At 37.8% G+C, this 19,934-nt stretch carries 21 protein-coding genes; 10 read left to right on the top strand and 11 right to left on the bottom strand.

Features of this window, described 5'->3' with window-relative positions; genetic code table 11:
* Positions 1–16: 16 nt before the first annotated feature.
* Both OEZ61_RS00105 and OEZ61_RS00100 read right to left on the bottom strand, forming a co-directional pair.
* Positions 17–1,531: a glycosyltransferase gene (locus OEZ61_RS00105; protein ID WP_290046495.1), complete on the bottom strand. Its 1,515-nt coding sequence runs from the start codon at positions 1,529–1,531 to the stop codon at positions 17–19.
* Between the two features lie 2 nt (positions 1,532–1,533).
* Positions 1,534–3,168, bottom strand: coding sequence for a glycosyltransferase (locus tag OEZ61_RS00100; protein ID WP_290046493.1), 1,635 nt, complete (start codon positions 3,166–3,168; stop codon positions 1,534–1,536).
* Between the two features lie 155 nt (positions 3,169–3,323).
* Between OEZ61_RS00100 and OEZ61_RS00095 the strand changes: the two genes are divergently transcribed.
* Complete coding sequence (locus OEZ61_RS00095; protein ID WP_290046491.1) at positions 3,324–3,554, top strand: hypothetical protein; 231 nt, start codon at positions 3,324–3,326, stop codon at positions 3,552–3,554.
* A 57-nt stretch (positions 3,555–3,611) separates the two neighbouring features.
* On the opposite strand, the gene OEZ61_RS00090 is transcribed toward OEZ61_RS00095, so the two are convergent.
* Entirely contained in the window at positions 3,612–4,049 is a 438-nt protein-coding gene (locus OEZ61_RS00090; protein WP_053791454.1) for a hypothetical protein, read from the bottom strand.
* 22 nt (positions 4,050–4,071) lie between these two features.
* The gene (gene rlmD, locus OEZ61_RS00085; protein WP_143444120.1) at positions 4,072–5,475 is read right to left on the bottom strand and encodes a 23S rRNA (uracil(1939)-C(5))-methyltransferase RlmD; all 1,404 of its coding nucleotides are present in this window, start codon (positions 5,473–5,475) and stop codon (positions 4,072–4,074) included.
* Positions 5,476–5,637: 162 nt separating this feature from the next.
* Between rlmD and OEZ61_RS00080 the strand changes: the two genes are divergently transcribed.
* Positions 5,638–7,407, top strand: coding sequence for a hypothetical protein (locus tag OEZ61_RS00080; protein WP_198178101.1), 1,770 nt, complete (start codon positions 5,638–5,640; stop codon positions 7,405–7,407).
* Between the two features lie 36 nt (positions 7,408–7,443).
* Here OEZ61_RS00080 and OEZ61_RS00075 read toward each other — a convergent pair whose 3' ends face one another.
* Positions 7,444–7,950 (bottom strand): hypothetical protein, encoded by a 507-nt coding sequence (locus OEZ61_RS00075; protein WP_041152792.1) that lies wholly within the window; start codon positions 7,948–7,950, stop codon positions 7,444–7,446.
* A 149-nt stretch (positions 7,951–8,099) separates the two neighbouring features.
* On the opposite strand from OEZ61_RS00075, the gene OEZ61_RS00070 reads away from it, so the two are divergent.
* The gene (locus OEZ61_RS00070; RefSeq protein WP_198178100.1) at positions 8,100–8,663 is read left to right on the top strand and encodes a hypothetical protein; all 564 of its coding nucleotides are present in this window, start codon (positions 8,100–8,102) and stop codon (positions 8,661–8,663) included.
* 38 nt (positions 8,664–8,701) lie between these two features.
* Here the strand turns inward: OEZ61_RS00070 and OEZ61_RS00065 are convergent, their stop codons facing one another.
* Positions 8,702–9,136: a GNAT family N-acetyltransferase gene (locus OEZ61_RS00065; RefSeq protein WP_290046481.1), complete on the bottom strand. Its 435-nt coding sequence runs from the start codon at positions 9,134–9,136 to the stop codon at positions 8,702–8,704.
* Between the two features lie 166 nt (positions 9,137–9,302).
* Here OEZ61_RS00065 and OEZ61_RS00060 point away from each other — a divergent pair, with 166 nt between their 5' ends.
* The 3 genes from OEZ61_RS00060 to OEZ61_RS00050 all read left to right on the top strand — a co-directional run bounded on the left by OEZ61_RS00060 (position 9,303) and on the right by OEZ61_RS00050 (position 10,357).
* Complete coding sequence (locus OEZ61_RS00060; protein ID WP_198178098.1) at positions 9,303–9,806, top strand: sigma-70 family RNA polymerase sigma factor; 504 nt, start codon at positions 9,303–9,305, stop codon at positions 9,804–9,806.
* Positions 9,807–9,889: 83 nt separating this feature from the next.
* Positions 9,890–10,090, top strand: coding sequence for a hypothetical protein (locus tag OEZ61_RS00055; RefSeq protein ID WP_198178097.1), 201 nt, complete (start codon positions 9,890–9,892; stop codon positions 10,088–10,090).
* Between the two features lie 21 nt (positions 10,091–10,111).
* Entirely contained in the window at positions 10,112–10,357 is a 246-nt protein-coding gene (locus OEZ61_RS00050) for a DUF2922 domain-containing protein (RefSeq protein ID WP_198178096.1), read from the top strand.
* 35 nt (positions 10,358–10,392) lie between these two features.
* Here the strand turns inward: OEZ61_RS00050 and OEZ61_RS00045 are convergent, their stop codons facing one another.
* The 3 genes from OEZ61_RS00045 to OEZ61_RS00035 all read right to left on the bottom strand — a co-directional run bounded on the left by OEZ61_RS00045 (position 10,393) and on the right by OEZ61_RS00035 (position 12,080).
* Complete coding sequence (locus OEZ61_RS00045) at positions 10,393–11,286, bottom strand: LysR family transcriptional regulator (RefSeq protein WP_034531417.1); 894 nt, start codon at positions 11,284–11,286, stop codon at positions 10,393–10,395.
* Positions 11,287–11,444: 158 nt separating this feature from the next.
* Positions 11,445–11,750, bottom strand: coding sequence for a hypothetical protein (locus OEZ61_RS00040; RefSeq protein WP_053792429.1), 306 nt, complete (start codon positions 11,748–11,750; stop codon positions 11,445–11,447).
* A 72-nt stretch (positions 11,751–11,822) separates the two neighbouring features.
* Entirely contained in the window at positions 11,823–12,080 is a 258-nt protein-coding gene (locus OEZ61_RS00035) for a hypothetical protein (RefSeq protein ID WP_053792430.1), read from the bottom strand.
* A 173-nt stretch (positions 12,081–12,253) separates the two neighbouring features.
* Between OEZ61_RS00035 and OEZ61_RS00030 the strand changes: the two genes are divergently transcribed.
* The 4 genes from OEZ61_RS00030 (at position 12,254) to OEZ61_RS00015 (ending at position 18,248) form a co-directional block, all read left to right on the top strand.
* Positions 12,254–13,615, top strand: coding sequence for a hypothetical protein (locus OEZ61_RS00030; protein WP_290046473.1), 1,362 nt, complete (start codon positions 12,254–12,256; stop codon positions 13,613–13,615).
* Between the two features lie 116 nt (positions 13,616–13,731).
* The gene (locus OEZ61_RS00025; RefSeq protein WP_290046472.1) at positions 13,732–14,598 is read left to right on the top strand and encodes a DNA/RNA non-specific endonuclease; all 867 of its coding nucleotides are present in this window, start codon (positions 13,732–13,734) and stop codon (positions 14,596–14,598) included.
* Positions 14,599–14,613: 15 nt separating this feature from the next.
* The gene (locus tag OEZ61_RS00020; RefSeq protein WP_290046470.1) at positions 14,614–16,380 is read left to right on the top strand and encodes a hypothetical protein; all 1,767 of its coding nucleotides are present in this window, start codon (positions 14,614–14,616) and stop codon (positions 16,378–16,380) included.
* 65 nt (positions 16,381–16,445) lie between these two features.
* Positions 16,446–18,248 carry a hypothetical protein gene (locus OEZ61_RS00015; protein ID WP_290046469.1) on the top strand — a complete coding sequence of 601 codons (1,803 nt, stop codon included), beginning with the start codon at positions 16,446–16,448 and terminating at the stop codon, positions 18,246–18,248.
* A gap of 3 nt (positions 18,249–18,251) precedes the next feature.
* On the opposite strand, the gene OEZ61_RS00010 is transcribed toward OEZ61_RS00015, so the two are convergent.
* The gene (locus OEZ61_RS00010; protein ID WP_290046468.1) at positions 18,252–18,974 is read right to left on the bottom strand and encodes a hypothetical protein; all 723 of its coding nucleotides are present in this window, start codon (positions 18,972–18,974) and stop codon (positions 18,252–18,254) included.
* An 87-nt stretch (positions 18,975–19,061) separates the two neighbouring features.
* Positions 19,062–19,661, bottom strand: a complete 600-nt coding sequence (locus OEZ61_RS00005; RefSeq protein WP_290046467.1) for an SGNH/GDSL hydrolase family protein — start codon at positions 19,659–19,661, stop codon at positions 19,062–19,064.
* Between the last annotated feature and the right edge of the window lie 273 nt (positions 19,662–19,934).

Genomic DNA, 19,934 nt, shown 5'->3' with positions numbered 1-19,934 from the left:
GGGCTTTTTATTTGGTTTAAATGGTTTCAAAGAATTGATTCCATTGTTTCATGACATTGTCAGCGCTGAACTTATCAGCTTTTTCAATGGCGTGTTCACTTTGTTGCTTGTGTTTTTCATCGTTAGCTAGGATATCGATGACTTGACTAGCAAACCTACCTAGGTCACCTGATTCAACTAGTGATCCGTTCTTGTCGTTATCGATAATTTCGTTTGGACCATAGTTAACATCGTAGGCAATCTCAGGAATTCCGTAAGCTAGACCTTCGATTAGTGCCATACTTAGTCCTTCACCTTTGGATGATTGAACTAGGACACGCGTCTTTTCTAAGATATTTTGTTTGTCTTGACCTGTTTTGTAATCAATCATCGAGACGTTGTCAGCAACATCTAGTTGTTTGATAATTTCATCTAATTCGTTCTTGAATTGACCAGATTCGAAGTATCCCATCATGGTTAAGTGGACATCTGGAATGGTTTGCTTAACGGCGGGGATGATTGAGATTAATTCGGCAACGTTCTTGTCTCTAAAGACACGACCCATATAAGTGATTTCATGGTTGGTTACGTCTGAAGCAGGCTTGTGCATTTCAAAGATGGCGGCATCAAAGATGCTGTAGAAGTTCATCTTTGGATAGCGTTTTGCTAAGTCATTTCTTTGCGCTTCAGTAGGGGTGATAACACCTTCATAACTGTTTTGATAATTATCAAATAGTGGGGTTAAGTTGTCGAATAACTTCGCCTTAGGATTACCAGCCTGTGATGCGTCTTCGGTATGTTCATTGTGCATGATTTGATACTTATGCTTGGTAGCCTTAACTTCTCCTACGGCAACTGTTAATGAAGGACGGTCATTGATAATGACGGTATCCTTATCTGAGATTTCGTTTAGGAAGAATGTGTATAGTTCATCTTCGGTGTTGAAACGTAATGTTTTACCCTTGTAGTTCAATAGCTTGTACATGGTAGGCATTAGTTGTTCGCCAATGTTCATGTGGGTAATTTCCATGACCGGATCCCCAGCCTTGTTTAAGACTAGTTCGTGTCCGATGTTGCCATCCGGATGCATGTAGATGGTTTTGGATTTGAAACCACGGTAGTCAAAGACATCTCGACTGGAGACATTACCGAAGTTGTCATAGTAATCGACATTGCCAATTTCACCAACAGTAAGCGGGAAAATGGAAACCTTGGCCACGCGTTGACCTAATTTTTCAATGTATGACTTGTTGTTGTCGACACCGTTGATCTTATATTCATGCTTGTCGACTAGGTTGGAGTACCTTAGGTATTCATGGTGTTTCTTAGGACCCATTTCACCTTGAAAGTAATCGTACATGTTAATGATATCGTCATCTGCGATACCGTACTTTTGAATTTCTTGATGCAACGAAGGGTTGTAATTTCTGGTCACAATCTTGGCATCAACGTTATTTTGTTTAAACAGTTTGATTCGGTTCATGGCTGAAAATTCAGTTCCCGAATTGAATGTAAAAATGTTTTCATTCACGAATAAAAATTTTTTGCTCATGATTAGTCCTCCTCAGTGTGTTCCATATCACTTAGACCCTTTTTGATGTCGAAGTGGTATGTCTTTAGTTTGTCTTGCCAAGTCTTCTTAGCAGAATCGATTAGTTGTTTCCAATCTTCCCAAACACTGTCTTCTGAGAAACGATTTGATAATTCGTAAGCTTGATCTGACATTTTTTGTAGTAATTCATCATCGGTAAATAGTTTGACCATTCTATCTGATAGGGCCTTGGTGTCGTCGTAATCAACAACATAACCATTTTCGTTATCGACGATTAGTTCGTTTGGACCGTAGTTGGTATCAAAGGTAACACCAACGTCACCTTGTGCTTGAGCTTCCATTAAAGCAAGGTTAAAACCTTCCATGACAGAGGCTAGGGCGTATAGTTGAGCGTTTCTTTGCACACCAGTAACGTCATTGGTGTAGCTGTGTAGGTGCACGGCATCCTTTAAATCATATTCGTCTAATGATGCGTTAATGCGCTTCATTGCGATATCGTCGTTGGAGTGGTCAACATATCCGTAGACATCCATGTTGATGTCAGGGACGTCTTTTTTGGCCATTCCCATTGCGTCAATAATCTTGTTGATTTGTTTTTCAGGAGCGACTCTGGCAGTTACTACGATACTGTGTTTCTTACGATCCTTCATAGGGATGCGTTGACCTTGTAGGTCTTCGTTTTTAATCACACCAACGGGGATGGTAAACATATCGACTGCTGGGTCGAAACGACGTTTAACATCCTTAGTTTGTTTCTCAGTAGCAGAAACAATGGCGTCGTATCTGTTGGCGTCTGTTAGTGAGTATTCGTAGTTGTTGTTCATGATTGAAGTATCAGGTTCTTGAGCATCACCGGCATGTGAGTTATGTAGATGCAAGACGGTGTAGGTAGGAGAACTCAAGTTTTCCAGGATTTCTTCAAAGTAATCAGAACGATCCATCACGTAGATGTTTGGATGGTCTTGGTCCATGGATTCAACGTTGACGTCTTCTAAGAATTCTTGAAGTAATCCCACGATGTTGTTGTGAGTACGAACAGTGCCGTTTTCATCGATGGTCTTAAAACCAGATTTTTCCATTTCACCCTGGGCATTTAATCTGAAGTAGTCTTCGATGGCAGGACGACCTTCAGGGGTGTACCAAGTTTCAGTCGCAATCTTGTTGTCAGGAGTATACCATTGAGCCATTGATAGAAAACCGCGGTAGTCGTAGAAATCAACACGGTAAAGGTTGGCAAATCCATCGAATAGTTCGACAGACTTAACGATTTGATCGTTGGTAACTTCTTTATCGAATAGGTTGATACGAGCAACAATTTGGTTCTTGCTGTAGACAATCACACGGTTGTGATCTCTTTCTTCTTCGTATCTTAGATTAGAGACACCAAAGTTGATGTCTTTTGGACGGATTGTCTTTTTTTGTACATCGGTAGCTTTTTGGAAATAATCGAAAATGCTTAATATATATTTATCCGCAATTCCGTTATTGTTTAAATGGAAGTGTAGTAGTGGGTTCCATTCACGAAAGACTAGGCGGTAGTCTTCGCCGAATTTTTCGAATAGTTTTGCGCGTTTTAACTGGGCGTGTTCAATCCCGGAGTTTTTTGCATTAAAGCTAGAATTTAAGAAAAAATTCATATCGGATACTCCTTTTTATGTAGTTATAATTATTATAACGCAGTGAGAGTTAAATTTGAGTAAAGAAAATCTTAAGAAAAATTCTTCCATGATTTTTTAACAAAAGTCTAAATTAGTTTTACAATAAATAGTGAAGTATTATTGGGAGGATAATTATGACAGAAAGACAATTAATTCAACAAATTCTAAACACAGTGGATGTGGAATACAATTTCGAAAACGTTGACTCAGACAATTCCGCATACGAAGTCAAGGCGTTTCAACAAAAAGAAGATCGCCGTCCACTAAAGAATGTGAATGATGAATTAAAGAAATACTTCAAAGAAGCTGGCTTTAATTACACCGAACACATTGGTGACGATTTAGACTTAAAGATTAGCAAATAATACTAATAAAAAATCTAAAATAAAAAAGACTCAAGAATAATTCTTGAGTCTTTTCTTTTAAAGTGTTGGTCCTTGATGATTGATTTCATCAGGAGTCATGTCAGTTAGTTCACAGTCAATGCGATGTTGCTTTAAAACGTTTTGAGAATCAACATCAATTGGCTTGAATCCTTTATTCACCAAGCGTTTGATGTACATAGTGTTGTAACCCAATCCCCAAATAACAGCACCTACAAAGTAGGTAATGTTAGCGGCATTGCTTGGGTCAATGTTTAGAACTAGTTGTAAGAACATGTGAGTAGCCATGTAGATACAAGCATCAACACCAACGATACAAGCCGTGTTGTAGTAATCAGAACGCAAGATGGAAGGAATCCAATGCAACAAGAATGATAGAATTGAAAATCCAAAACGACCAAACTTGATGCGATCATCGCGCTTAATCATGAAGACGAAGTTTTGCTTGAAATCTGGTGGTTTAGGGAAGTTATTCATTTGAATACCTACTTTCTATCGATTATTTTCTAGTAAATTTAACGACCGCTTCACAACGTGGTGTTTGTGGCATCATGTCGATTGGTTGAATGAAGTCCACCTTGTACTTACGAGTTAGTTGGACTAAATCAGCAGCCATTGTTGAAGGGTTACATGATACATATACGAATTTTTCTGGCGCACTCTTTAAAATAGCGTCAATTAATTTATCGTCTAGACCAGTACGTGGTGGATCGACGATGATGGCATCCGGTTTGAAACCTTCTTCTAACCATTCTGGTAGGAGGTCTTCGGCCTTACCAACTTCGTAGTATGCATTTCTAATCTTGTTGATGATGGCGTTGTGGTTAGCATCTTCAACGGCTTCTGGAATGATATCCATTCCACGAATTTCTTCAGCGTGTTTTGCTAAAGGTAATCCGATGGTACCAACACCAGAATATGCATCAACGATTTTTTCGTTTCCAGTAAGTTCAAGAGCTGAGATGGCTACTTCGTATAGACGAGGAAGCATGATTGAATTCAATTGTAGGAAAGCACGAGCTGATAGTTCGAAGCTTAGTCCTTTAATCTTTTCAACTATGGTATCCTTACCAGCTAAGTGCACTGTCTTGTCACCCCAGATAAGAGGGGAGTCACCAGGATTGATGTTTTGCATAACGGAAGTTACTTCTGGTAATTCCATCATGATCTTCTTTAGCATGAATCCCTTTTTAACGAACTTAGGAGTGTTGGTAACAAAGACGACTTGAACATCGTCGGTGTTTAATGCCGCACGAACGATTACAGTCTTTATGATTCCAGAATTGTTTGATTCGTCAAAAACGGGAATTTCTAGTTCTTGGATGAATTCAACAATCTTTCTCATTACCTTCATGGTTGCAGGGTATTGAACTGAACATTCTGGAAGGTCGACTAGGTCGTGAGTTCCTTCCTTGAATAGTCCGGCAATCACCTTGCCATCCTTCATACGAACTGGGAATTGAGCTTTGTTACGGTATTCGTATGGATCTTCCATTCCCATAGTAGAACGAATCTTGAAGTTCTTGTAACCTTGTGGTTGGAACTTTTCTAGTGCTTGCTTGATTAAATCACGTTTGAAACGAAGTTGTGCAGGATATGATAGTGCTTCAAGTTCGAATCCACCAACACTTCCGGCATAACTATCACGAGGTTCAACGCGGTCTTTAGATACACGGTTAATCTTGACGGCCTTTGCCTTGATGTAATTAGGGTAGACCTTAGTTACTTCAGCGACGACTTTTTCATCGGTAAAAGCACCGGTAACAAACACTAATTTGTGTTCGTAAAAACCAATTCCTTCACCATTAATGCCCATTCTTTTGATGGTCATTTTAAATTGTTGACCAACTTCGACTTCGACGTCGTTATAGTTGGAACGATTATTGCGATTTTGGTATGCCATTAAAAACGTCCTTTTCATTTATACAATATTAATTAACATTATATCATGTTAAAAATGTTTTTAAATTATCAGTGTATTATTTAGCGATTATTTTATTGCAAAACAGCTTGTAAAGGGTTTAAATAGAAGCAGTGATTAAATTTGAGAGGGGCGATTTTTGACATGAAAAAGATAAGAAATCTATTCTTACTTTTGACAATTGTTGCAATGTTAATTTCGTTACCTTCAATTGACTTTGGGATTAAGGTATCCGCAGATGCCAACAGTAGTTCCAACATCATCGATGACAAGGATCCAGAAGCTATCGATGGGGATGCATCAAAGCCAAACGAGGGGACACAAAAGACTGGTGATAAGTTCAACGATAATAAGACAATCAGTGATTCTATCAACACTGATGGGATTGCAACTACCACCAGCGATAATGCTTACGTTGATAACAACACTAAGTACCATATTATCGACACTAAGCTACCAAAGATGACGCCAACATGGGGAAACTACACTCATGTTCGTAACATGGATGTGCCAAGCAACTACACATCAATTGATTCAATTAATACCGGTTCTACCACCTTTAAGACTAAGTGGTTCTTACCAGAAGGATTCCACGTTAGCCCAGAAGAACACGGAAACTACCAAGGTGGAATCATCGCTAACAATAGCATCTACTTTGTAGAATCTGCTGGAACCAACACCAATAAGGGTGCAATCGTAAAGATTGGCCTAGACGCATTAGATAAGTTGGGCATTGATGACAGTACTCAACAAAACATCTTGGCAAAGGTCTTTAACTTCTTTAATAGAAACTCTGCTTACGGTAGTGACCACAGCAAGAGCTTGTCTGACTTCATCATTAATACTGATGTCTACAGAAAAGATAATAGCAATATTCAAACTAAGATTGCCAACATGAAAAAGGCGATTGCTGCTGCTAACCTAAAGGTTAAGACCAATCAAAAGGCCTTTAACAATGCCACTAAGCAAGCTAAGAAGAAGTTAGCTAAGACCATCAAGACTAACCGTAAGACTGTTAAGAAACTAAAGAAGAAACACGTAAAGACTAGAGCGATTAAGAAGCAAATCGTAAAGCTTAACAAGGCTTACAAGAAGTTGAATGCTAAAAAGAAGAACTTAAGTAAGCTAGCTCCGAAGTCATTCAAGACTTACAACCGCGTCAAGAAGGCACAAGCTAAGTTGATTACTAAGGACAACAAACAGATTAATGCATTGAATGCCAAGATTGATCACAATAACCATGAAATTGACCGTATTGGTCAACGTAATGACTTGTTTAGCAAGTACTTTGACTTATCAAAACTACTAACAATCAGTCCAGTTACCAACATTGGTCACGGTCAAACATTGTCATACAATCCAAGCAACAACCACGTCTACTTAGCCCAAGACGATAAGCTAGGGGTCGTTGGAGATGACTTTTACAACCAAGTAACTGAAATGGATGCAGAAAACATGAATCCAGTTCACGTATACCGTTTCAAACTAAACAACAAGGGTCATTACTACGCTATCCATACTTTGACATTCGATAATGACGGAAATGCGTACTTTGGTGTTCGTGGTGGTCCTAAGAAGATGAAGGGTACCTATACACTATTCCACGGAACAATGAACGAAAGCGGAATCCAATTCACTCCAGTGAAGGGACTAGTTAAGTGGCCAGGAAGTTTTAACCAAGGTGTTACTTACAACCGCAATAACAACCGTTTGTACTTACTATCAAACGATATGATTATTTCCATTCCGGTGGATGAGGTCAAAAACGACAACATTCAACCACAAGACGTGCACTACACTACCTTTGGTACTAACCGTGAATTTGAAAGTCTATCATTCGATAGCAGTGGTTATGGTTATCTAGTCGTACTTTGGAGATCCGAAGTATTGAAGTCAACCACACCAATCGATTAATCAAAAAAGCAACCACAAAATGTGGCTGCTTTTTTATTATGGATTATTAGTAAAAATATTAAAGACGTAGAAGATAACGATACTTATAATGAGGATTTTGTTTTCAAAAAAGAAATTTGAGATACTTTGTAGCCATGATTGAAAGTAGTGCTCATGATCAATGTGATTAATAATGTCGTTGACCGACATTGTGAATTGGAATGCTAACCAGATGTATAACAAGAATGCTAAGAAGTTAAGAAAAGCAGACAAGTATAGTCCAGCTAATAGTCCTAAAATGGTTGAAGATAAATGATTAGTTGCAGATACAACATAAAAAGTGAAAACGATGATGTTCACGATTTTATTTTTAAAAAGCGAAGCGATTGTATAGTAAAGCAAAAACATGACGACTGGTAATAAGCCGTGGTATAAGGAGGCTAGACTAAATGATATTCTCTCATCCAATAGGATTGGGAATACGAAGGTGTTAAATAATGTGAATAAAACCAACATGACACCACCGTAAATTAGAATGCCTTTTTTGAATTCTGCGTTATTCATTAAAAGTGCTCCTCGTTGATTTATTTTTTGATAATTATAATACAAAGGATTTCTTAATCAACACAATCATAAATAAAAAATGTTATGATTTGATTAATCAAACCAAATGAGTTTAGACACTAAATTTTTGAAGGAAAGGGGATGCTTGAATGCATTTAGAACCACTAAGTTGGAACGACATCTTCGAGCTAGCAAGTGCGATTGGAACATTTATCACCGCGTACATTGCGTTGTATTTGAATCGCCGCCAGCCCCCAATGAGAATCAGAGTTGATCGTTCATCGGTTAACGGTCAGGGAGTCTTTATCTACTTCTTAGATGAAAAGCTAAACACCAGTGGGTTCATTAAGTTAAACCGCATCTATATGACGCTACACGGTGAGGAGTTAACACACAGTGTGAACCTAGATTTTTTTAGGGAAGGATTGACGAGATGGCGTCCAATTTCGAACGACTATATCGTAACGATTTCCATCAAACGCAGTAGTGATGATGAACAATTGAACCGCATCATTGCCGAGGCGTTCTCGATTGCAAAGCATGAACACGATGATATTTCCCATAACGATATTTCTAAAAAAGATTTCCAGTTAGGCTTTGAGTTTATGGTTAACGACCCAAGGGTTCACTTGAATCCAGTTGAGTTTAATTTGAAGAATCTAGAAGAATCCAGCGTAATTGATATGAATAAAATTAAGGAATTTATGCACTAAAAAATGCATGTAGATAAAAATTATCTGCATGCATTTTTTTATTTGTTCAAAATCATTTTAATGTGTGGAGTTTGGTGGAACTCGTAGACATCACCAACTGATTTGAAACCAAACTTGGCGTAAAAGCTTTCTTTGTCATCTTGTGAATCGATTTCAACTCTTGGATGATCGAAGTGTTCGTCGATTTCCTTTAATACGCGTTCAATTAATTGCTTTCCCAATCCTTTGCCACGTGCGGCAGGGGTGGTAAGAACTCTGCCAAATGAAGTGTGGTCTTCTCCATGAAAGACCCTGGCATAGGCTAGTAGTTTCCCGTCTTCTTCAGCCCAGATATGTAGTGCTTTTTTGTCGACATCGTCGACTTCTTGGTAAGGACGTTTTTGTTCCACCACAAAGGTTTGAACACGAGCGTAGTAGATGGCCCATAGTTCATCACGTGTGATTTCATCAAATGTTTTTACTTTCCATTCCATGACACAACCTCCTAGATTGATTATTTTCATTCTACTATTTTTTATATTGAAAGTGTAAAATTTTGCAGTATTAAACCAAAAAAGACGCGGTGCCTTTTTTATCAATTGTTGTTATCTTTTTAATCGTTCAAGGGCCCTTGATCAATACGCAAAAGGATTGATTAAGATGAATAATTTAGATGCCGGTTTTGAATTTCTAATGAAACAAAACCACGTAGGCATTGTTTATGGAGTATTGAAACGATTAAACATTAGAGTTGATAACCCACAATTTGATGACCTAAAGCAGGAGGGATTTATCCACCTAGCCACCAAGTACAGTCAATACAATGATGAATTAGATGACGATAGGGTCTGTGGATATTTATTTCAGGCGGTCTATTGGCACCTGCTAGACATTTTAAGAAAGCAACAACGCACCAACAACCACGTTATTAGCGTGGAAACAGAAGTTGATGGTGAAGGTTTTTCGCCACACGATGAGATTGATGGCATCGATTTGTTGAACCAACTATGGTTGCACTGCACCACCAACCAAAGGAAGTTTTTATGCTGTGCTTACAACGAGTCGATGACCGTAACAGATATTGCAAGAAAGTATCATGTAAGTCGCAAGACGGTCTATCAATGGAAGAAAGGCGTCCAAGAAGAATTTTACAAACTGGGGTAACACTTTTACGTTTCAACACGTTATTAATAGTGTAAGGGTTGGCGCTAATCACTTATGAAAATTGGAAAAAGAGGTAAATAATAATGGAAAAGCAATGGGACAAGTCAAAGATTACAGTTAATACTTTAGGAAGCGACAATGTTTTGAGAAAACGCAACATTGCCAATGCAATTCAAGAAGTATCACCTGAACAAATGGCTCAACTAATCGCAATCGTTGCCGAATTAACCGGTGGTAAAGTTGATGAAGCAAGAGTAGTACAAGAAAACAAATACGTGGGCTAATTTTAATTGGAGGACAAATTAATGAAAAAACTAGAATTAACATTTAAGAGCGAAAACGGTAAGAACAAAAATCTAGGTTTTAACTATGTAGAAGGTGACCTAAGTGCTGATAAGGTAATGCCTGCTATGCAACGTCTAGCAGAATTGAACCTTTTCCGTGATAAGGATGGTAGCTTATACCAAGAACCAGTGGCAGCCAAGATTGTTGATACCACTAACCAAGTTTTATTCGATAAGCGAATTAAGACTAACACTCCCGCTAAGTAATAAAAAAGTCGTGTTGCATTATGCAACACGACTTTTTATTTTAGGTATCCATCTGGATAGTTTGATTCGATAAATTCACGAATGCATGACACCATCTTTTGAGCGGCAGGGGTCTTCATTTGAACTGAGTTCATTACCATAAAGATTGAACGGTAGAAATCATCGTCAAATGGATATAGTGAAACGTCACCGTTAATTCTTTGGAATGCTAGCTTAGGTAGGATTCCCATACCAAGACCTGATTCAACCATCGCAATGATTGATTGGTCATCGATACTGAATTGAATTGAGTTAGGGGCAACGTTGTATTGATCTAACACCGCCTTGGTATCGCCATCGTAATCTGATTTTTGTAGGATGAAGTGTTGGTTTTCAACGTCCTTCTTGGTAATTGATTTACCATTGGCTGGAACGAAGTCTTTAGGGGTGATGCAGTATATCTTGTCTTTTACCAATAGGGCCTTTACTAATCTTTCATTGATTGGCTGACAGGTGAAACCGAGGTCGATTTTACCTTGGCGGGCTTGTAAGGTGATGTCGTTGAAATCACTTTGAATCAGCTCAACTTTGACGTTTGGAAATTGGCTATGAAAGTTATGTATAATGGTTGGCAACCAGTTTATGCAGACACTACTAAAAGCACCTAATCTAACTGTTCCAGAGGTTAGTCCTTTGATTTTATTGGCTTCTTGTTGAAGACGTTCTTCGTTATTTAAGATATCTTGAATAATCGGAAGAACATCTTTTCCATCTTCGGTTAACTTAACTCCTGATCTATCACGGATAAGTAGTGAGAAACCAAGTTGTTTTTCTAGTTTATCGATTGAATGAGAAATTGCAGAAGGTGTTACTTCTAGCTTTTGAGCTGCGTGGTGAAAGCTCTCTTCACTAACTACGGTTACAAAAGCTTGGTATGAAAAAGAAATCATGTACATCAATCCTCTCGTCTACAATTAAAAACTTATTGTTTTAGATTATATATGTTTTTGTAAAAATATGTAACAACCATTTGAAAAAAATTATATAAACTATCGAAATAAATTCGAATAGAATAAAAGACGCTATCCAAACGATAGCGTCTTTTTTATTATGGATACCAAAAGCCAAACGCTTCTTGCGACCAACGATGATATCTGCGAGCATCCATGTTATTTACACATTTGATAATATATTCCAACGGCTTCGGCCGTGAGCTTGTAATGATTGCTAGCATGTAGTGCATATCGTTGGCACAGTAGATTTTATCTAGTGCCTTATTGCAGAGGTAATAATGTTTATCTCCGACATATTTGATAAGCTTATTTTGGATTTTTTGACGTAGCTTGCGACGGAGATGAAGATTGGCCTGCTCAAACTTGGCATCCAATGTAAGTCCTCTATATAACTGACGCAAATAAATCCCTCCCTTCAAATATCTATATAAAATAGTAGAAGAGTTCGTAGCTTAATTGCGAATGAGACAATATCAGTCTCCTTGCATGATATCAATTAATACGTTTAATAAATCAGCATGATTGCGATATTTGTCTGTTACGATTAGTAGGTAGTTAACAACCTCAAAGTTATTTTGTTTATTTAGAAGTTGTTCGAATTGTGGGTATTTCTCGTCGTCGCTAAATCTTTTAGCGACAATTTGCTTTAAATAACTAGCAAAATAGTTCCTTAATCTAAGTTGAGCCAAAAGGTGGGTACTTGGATTATTCGAACTAAATGTTTCTGCCATTGGCAATACCTCCACTAATCTTTTTCTTTTACTTTAATATTTTTTGGAGTAAATGTCTAAAGTATGACACTAACTTTAAAATTATTTAATAAAACACGACAATTTGTTAATGAAATAGTTAAAAAGTTAAAATGTGTTATAATCTAGATTATAAAATTATTGGAGGAATCAAAATGCAATCATTTTTAAAGAAGACAGTCTATGCTGGACTAACTCTTTTTGCATTAGGTTCATTAGCCGCAGTTAACACAACTACTGCTAATGCCAAGAAGCACGTCACTACTAAGCGTGTTGCCAAAAAGGTAAAAAAAGGGAAGCACACAAAAAAACAAAATAAAGTTACTGTCACATACTACAAAGTTCACTTTGCAGAAAACGCTGCATATGCTAAATCAAACGGGGTAGTTAGCATCATGAACAAACCAGGTAAGTTGGGTAATGCTAAGGTTGTTGCCAACAAGACAACAATGCGTCGTTTAGCTAAATCAAAACTACCTGAAAACGTCTTTCATGTATATGGAATGGCTAAGACTAACACCGGTTTATACTACGCTCACGTTGTCACTCTGGGTGGCAAGTACCGTGGCTGGATCTACGTTGGTAAGAACGATTTCCAATACAACCTTGATAACATCACTAAAAACACTGGAATTTCAGCTACGAAAACATTAAGATATGGTGCTAACCCAAGCAACGTCAACGTTAAAATTCTAGATAAGCTATGGACTTACCCTAAGTTCAGTCGTTACAACGCTCGTGTTGTTAGCCACAAGAAGGCTTCATACATCAACGATGATTTCGTTGTTGAATCAGCTGTCTACAACACACGTGGTTGGTTATACTACTACGTTCAAGACGCCAAGAAGAAGAGTGTTAACGGTTGGATTTACAGCGGTAGCACTACTGCTCGTAATGCTAAGAAGGATACCAAGAAGACTTCTAAGAAGAATCCTGCTAAGACACCAACTGATAACAAACAAACTCAATCTAACCCAACAACTACCACACCAACTCCAAGTACTTACAACCTAGTATTTAAATACAATGGCAACTTTGTAAGCACTAAGATTGTGAACTTATCAGATCTATCAGTAAACGGCACTCCTGTCGTAACTCCTGATTCAATCGCTAAGTTTATCCCAAGTAACTACCAAATCACTACTGATGCTAATGCCATCAATACTGACGGTCCGATTGTTAACGGTGGAACTGCCATCATCAACTTAAACGCTGTTCCAGCCACTCGTTTAACAATTGCCATCAAGCAAAAAGACACTGGCGCACTTTTGACGCCTTCAGCTGATTTAGTAACTACGCTAAACGAAGCTGGTCAAGACTTATTGAACCAAAAACTAGTACTAAATGGTCAAAGTATTAATTCCAATGCTGTTAAGTCAATCTTGACTAACCGCAACTTATTAAGCATTGATCAATCAAAACTATCCACTAGTGGTGCCGGTTCACTTCAATTCGTAGGTGTAGATACAACTGCAATTGATGCAAGCAACCCAACAGTTACTCTTTACTACAAATGATAAATAAAAAAAGCTTCCCAAAAGGGGAGGCTTTTTTACTTTTCTTTAATTTTCAGTGAATATTATATTAATATGTATTATTATTAATGTATAAGATTAAAACGGAGTGATAAAAGTTGAAAAAGTTCTTAGTTTTCTTGTCATTGATAACTGTACTTTTAATGTGTTTTTCAGTTTCTGGACAGACGGTCAATGCACAAACCTACGTATATGTTACAAGAACTGGTAAAAGATACTACTACAACCGAAATGATTGGGGACTAAAGCGGGCACGCCAAGTTTATCGTGTTACCTTAAGTCAGGCGCAATCACGTGGTCTTACTTTGGCCAAAGATGAAAGTGCTCACCGCACCGTCGTTACCAAGGTTACAGCCAAAACGGCCAGAAAGATACATAAACAAGCAGTTAGTCACAGTGGTAAGACTAAGATTGCCAAGAATCAAATTGTGATTATAAATGGTAATAATCCAGCGTTTACCAAGTCTGAAATGTCATTAAAACATGGGGCATGGGCAAGATATGGTAGCTTGGATAAGCTCAATCGTTCAACCACTGCGAATGCAATGTTAAACTATTCATTGATGCCAAAGGTTAAAAGAGAACCTTTATATGTTGATCCGACGGGTTGGCATAATAAGAAAGACGGTGGCACATGGTTATATAACCGTAGCCATCTAATCGGCTATCAGTTTACAGGTCAAAACAACAACTTGCGTAATCTGATGACAGGAACGCGTTCATTAAATGATCCTGCAATGAGTACGTTTGAAAACAAGGTTGCATACTATCTACGTAGTAATCATCACCACTACGTTAGATATCAAATCAAAACGGTCTTTAAGAAGAACAATCTTTTAGCATCTGGTGTGATTATGCGTGCCAAGTCAGTTGGTAGCAACGCAATTTCGTTTAATATTTACATTAAAAATATTCAAGAAGGATTCAAACTTAACTACGCCAATGGAACTAGCGTAGCTGAATAATGAGGAGAATTAATGATGGAAAAATTAAAGCAGTTTTTAAAATGGTTAACACCATTTATTATCTTTTTAGTTTTAGCGTTATTAGTCGTTGCGATTCCACTAATTAAGAAACAAACATTTTTGGGATCAGATTCACTATTTCACTTTAACCGTTTCTACGATGCCGCAATGCAACTAAAGACCCATAAGATTAGTTATTTCCAAACTAACTATGGTTTCTTAGGTACTGGTAGAATGCTAAGTACCTTGTATGGACCAGTGGCAGCATATGCTGGTGGTTTTCTACTACTATTAGCTGGAACCTGGTTTAAGTTCGAAATTCTAACTGATTTAATCGTGCTAATTGTTTCAGCACTTGGAATGTACAAGCTATGTCGTGTTAACAACGTCGACAATTACCCAGCAATCTTCATGGGATTCATTTACATGTACTCATCATTGGTAATGCAATGGGTCACTGCCCAACAATTTACCGGGGTAGGGGCAATGATCGTGCCATTCGTCATGATTTACGCCACTCAAATGGTCAGAAAAAATGACGTTTCATTTGTTGGCTTTGCATTCGTAATGAGTCTATTGGTGCAAACTCACTTGATGAGTGCCATGATTACCGCCGTCGGAATTATTCCATTCTTCGTCGTTGGAATGATTAAGGCAGTTGATAAGAAGCAACGTGTCCGTATGCTACTACATACTATTTACGCTGCTTTGATTACAATGGTATTAACCATTAACGTTTGGTACAACCTAATCTACATTTCTGCTACCAACCACTTACTTCCGGTATACCCAGTTCCACATGTTCGTACCTACGGATACAACTTTAATGTTCAATCATTAGTGAACATTATGAAACCGACTGAGTTTATTTTATTTATTTTTGTATTATACTTTGTTATTAGAAGATTCAAACAAGTTGATATCTTAACTAAGACAACAGCATTTACTGGATTTTTCTTCCTAGTTATTTCATGGAGTCACTTCCCATGGGGAGTTCTTCAATATCTTATTCCACAGTTATCTTACACACTCCAATTTCCAAAACGTTTCTTGGTAATTGCGTTTGTATGTTTATTGGTAACTTTCGGTCGAATTTTAACTTATGAAATTAGAAACAATACTCATAAGAGTAACTATGCCGTGGTAGTAACTATCTTATTATTAATCGTTGGTAGTGCCGGATTGGATTTTTATGCCATTCACCAACGTAGCGTAAACTATGTGGCCTTAAATACTAAGCGTCACAAGAACAACAAGAACGATAACTCAATTTATTACTACATGAGAAAACACCATAGAACAATCCAAAAGGACACCCAAAGCCACAAACTATCTAACTTGCTAGAAGATATTATCAAGGCTACTCCGGACTATGTTCCTTCTTACAAACAAATCAAGGGGCACGATGAATACGAAAAATTGAATCCATACGAATTGTATTACAAGGAATACATTGAAAAGAATCACGATAAGAAGATTCATTTCAAACACGTTGTAAGAAAAGATGGATCATTGAGTATCAAGTTCAAGCTAAAGAAGGCTCAAGAAATTCAAGTTCCATTGGTTAAGTATGCCCAAACAGAAGTAACGGTTAATGGAACCGTTAAGAATGTGAAGACAACTAAACTGGGTGCTGTTATCGTTTCAGCTAAGAAGGGTAACAACCGAGTAAACATTAAATACGTAACATCATTCACCACTCGTTTGATGATGGTACTAACATGGATTAGTTGGATTTCGTTTGGTATTTTTGCAATAACAAAAATTAGACGCAACAAGTAGGTCGAATGCGACCTTTTGGCGCTTTATAAGGAAATGAATCATTTCCGATTACTGGAGGGATAGTTTTGGAACAACTGAGAAATGCGGCTAAAAAAGTACATGAAAGCCGCTTTTTCCCGCTGCTCGTATTTGGATTATTGGGGTTGATTGCGCTTAGCAGCTTGATTTTAAATAACACATTAATCTTAAGCTACGATACGATTTTTCACTTTAATCGATTTTATGACACTGCTGAGCAAATCAGAAATGGAAGTTATAATTACTTCCAAATGAACTACGGTTTCTTACAAACGGGAAGAATTGTTAATGCTTTGTATGGACCGGTAGTTGCATACATTGGTGGATTTGTCCTATTGCTAAGTTACAACTGGATTGTCTTTGAAATTGTAAGTTCAATGCTAGTGATGTTAGTCGCTGCATTTTCAATGTATTGGTTATGTAAGGTTAACGGTGTTAGTCGTGATTACTCCATCTTAATGGGTTCACTTTACATGATTGGATCATCCGTATTCGTATGGGTGATTAACCAACAATTCACCGGAGTCGGTGCTGCCGTCATGCCGGTGTTCTTCATCGGAATTACTTTGATGCTACAAAAGCTAAGAATCCCGGTATTAGGGGTATCCGTTGGAATGGCAGTCCTAATTCAAACCCATGTGGTATCGAGTTTGATTGCCTTCGGGGCATCCCTTCCTATAATCATCGTTTCTTTGGTGCTAACTAAGGAAAAATGGAAGATGATTAAGGATGGTTTAATCGCAATTGTATTAACACTCGCATTGACCTTTAACGTCTGGGGAGTCATGATTTCAATCTTTAGACATAACTTCTTGATTCCAACATTCCCAGAAAACAGCATGCAACTATTCACAGTTTCACTTCACGGCGAATCAATTCAAAGCGTTGTGAAACCAATGGAACTGTTAATCTTCTTGTATGTGATCTACTACGTGATTACTAGATGGAAGAAGCTAAACTACGTTGTAAGAACACTGGGTTGTGTTGCGTTTTCTTTCTTGGTACTGTCTACTAACATCGTGCCATGGACTCGCTTACAAGTTGAATTTCCTAAGCTAACCACATTGGTACAATTCCCTAAACGTTTTGCGGTGGTACCATTCATCCTATTCTTCTTATTACTAGGGATGATTTTGACTAACGACAAGCACGCCTTGACGTTAAAACCATTGCACTACCCAAGTCGAGCATTCACTTACGCAATGCTATTCTTCGTTTTTACGTTAAACATGGAATTAAACTTCCAAGCAATAAACCTAGGGGTATCTCAAACTATTGCGATGAAACAAAACAATGATTCGGTCATCCCAGTTAACCATGCGTTTAGCTACAATAAAAAATATAATCGAACATACTTACAGGACCTAGAAAGTTCAAATAAGTCGTATCTAGTTAACGATATTCTAAAGACAACGCCTGATTACTTACCAGCTACTGAGGCAGTCAACGAGGATAATTATGCTAGTGTGCATCCATATCTAAATAACCACCGTCAGTTGATTAAACACAACTTTAAGATTAAGGGGGGTTACACCAAGAAGGTGAACAAGGATGGATCATTGACCGTCACATGGTATAACCATCACTCAAAGACTAGACGTTTCAGAGTAACTGTCGTTAAGTATTCAGCCACTAAGTTACTCCTAAACGGTAAGAAAATTAAGCCAGCTCGCCTTAGTCAAGTTGGTGCCGTTACCGTTAAGGCTAAGCCAGGTAAGAATGTGCTAACAGTATCTTATCGTACTGGATTAGGAATGGATGTCATCTTCCTAGTTACCACCCTTAGTTGGGTCGGTGTCTTCGGATATGTCATTGTTAAAAGATTTAAAAACAAAAAGAGTAACCAATAGTGGTTACTCTTTTTTATTTGCTAAATAATCCTCATACATGTACTTAGCCGTTTTCAAATAGATGTCATGGTATATTTGGTCGTCGAATAAGATTGAGTTGGCACAGGACAAATTTGGGTTATTAAACCGACTCTGTTTGACGAAATTAATACAGTTAATACTCTTTTGGGTGTAGTAGATGATGAAGTTATGAATCATCATGAGATCCTTGAACTTGTTTTGCAGGTAGTACCCACTGGCGTTGACCTTGAGATGGGTTTCTTTGCCGTGCGTGTATAGATAGGAGAACTTATCGGTGGAATAGGGGATGCAATAGCTCAATAGGTTGGCGTTAAACCAGGAGTAGGACCGTGTTCGGTGACTGGATGGCAGTGGAATCAGGGATGCTTCCGTGGTTAGAATTGGAAACTTATTTTTGATATGGAGTTCCTCACAGATGCTTCGATTGAAGTGTTTGTGCAGCATGCATTCCATTTGTAGCTTTTTATTGATTAAAGCTGTTGTGGACGACTTCAGTAAGTAAAAGTTAAACCCATTTTCAATCACCATGGTCGCATAACGTTTACTTCGATCGTAGACGTCCACTAGCATCAACAGGTCATGCCAGTTGATTTGTTTGAAATTAAAACGGTGGTTGACCATACTAATCGGCAGCTTGTCGACATCGACGAAGGTGGTGCCATCTTTACTTTCAATTGCTTCTTTTTTTAAATTTGTTTCATTCATAAAAAAATCCTCTCGTGTGTTTTGCGTTTAACAAGCTAGCACGAGGGGATTTTTTAGGCTAATTATTTCGGCCAATTTAAGGAAATCTTAACTATTTTTGATGAAGTCACCTATGTAAAAGGCCAGTTTACGATAAGTATATGCGTTAGGGTGGACGTGTTGATCTTGGTACATGTCCTTGTAATTAAAGTCGGTGATAAACTCTGAGTGATATTCACGCCAATCAATGAATGGAATTTGGAATGCTGAATAGACTTCGGTCAATCCATCCAGTAGTTGATTGAAAGTATAGTTAGAATATCTAATCACGTCAGCGGCGTTCTTGTCATCATCAAAACGAGTTAATGGCAGCACGGCATAAATCTTTGCTTCATGATGTTCACTAATAAGTTTGCGAACCAATCTAGTTAGTTTGGAAATAACACGCACCAAAGGAACATCTAGATGACCATAGTCGTTGGTTCCAATCATTAAAACGATAATGTCGTATTGCTTATCTTTGATTTTTTCAATTTCTTTTTCCAATGTTTCATAAATAGTAGCACCGTTGATTCCGTTGTTGCAGACATGGCAATTGTAGTATTTGGCTAAGTATTGTGGATAGTTGTAGCGTAGGTTGACGGTTCCGTCGAATCCGCGGGTAACAGAGTCACCTAAGGCCACGACTGTTTTGTTTGTAAGATCCAATTTAATCAACTCCGATTAATATGTATATATTACCTATTATGATATCAAAAACTTAGTAAAAATTTAATTTTATATACTCATAAATTTTTTTGGTATAATGAAGGTCCTTGGCAGGGGCACATAAGCCGAAAAAGACGCGTATATCCTGCACTGCACCCCAAAGTTTGTACAAAACTTTGGGGTGTTTTTGTGTCTAAATATAAAGTAGAAGATAAATTAAATGTAATTAACGCATACCTAAACGGTATGGGATCTCAAATGGTAGCTAGAAAA

The organism is Apilactobacillus sp. EABW-1NA (genome assembly GCF_030398685.1).
Lineage (GTDB): Bacteria > Bacillota > Bacilli > Lactobacillales > Lactobacillaceae > Apilactobacillus > Apilactobacillus waqarii.
This window is presented reverse-complemented; position numbering and strand designations above follow the sequence as displayed.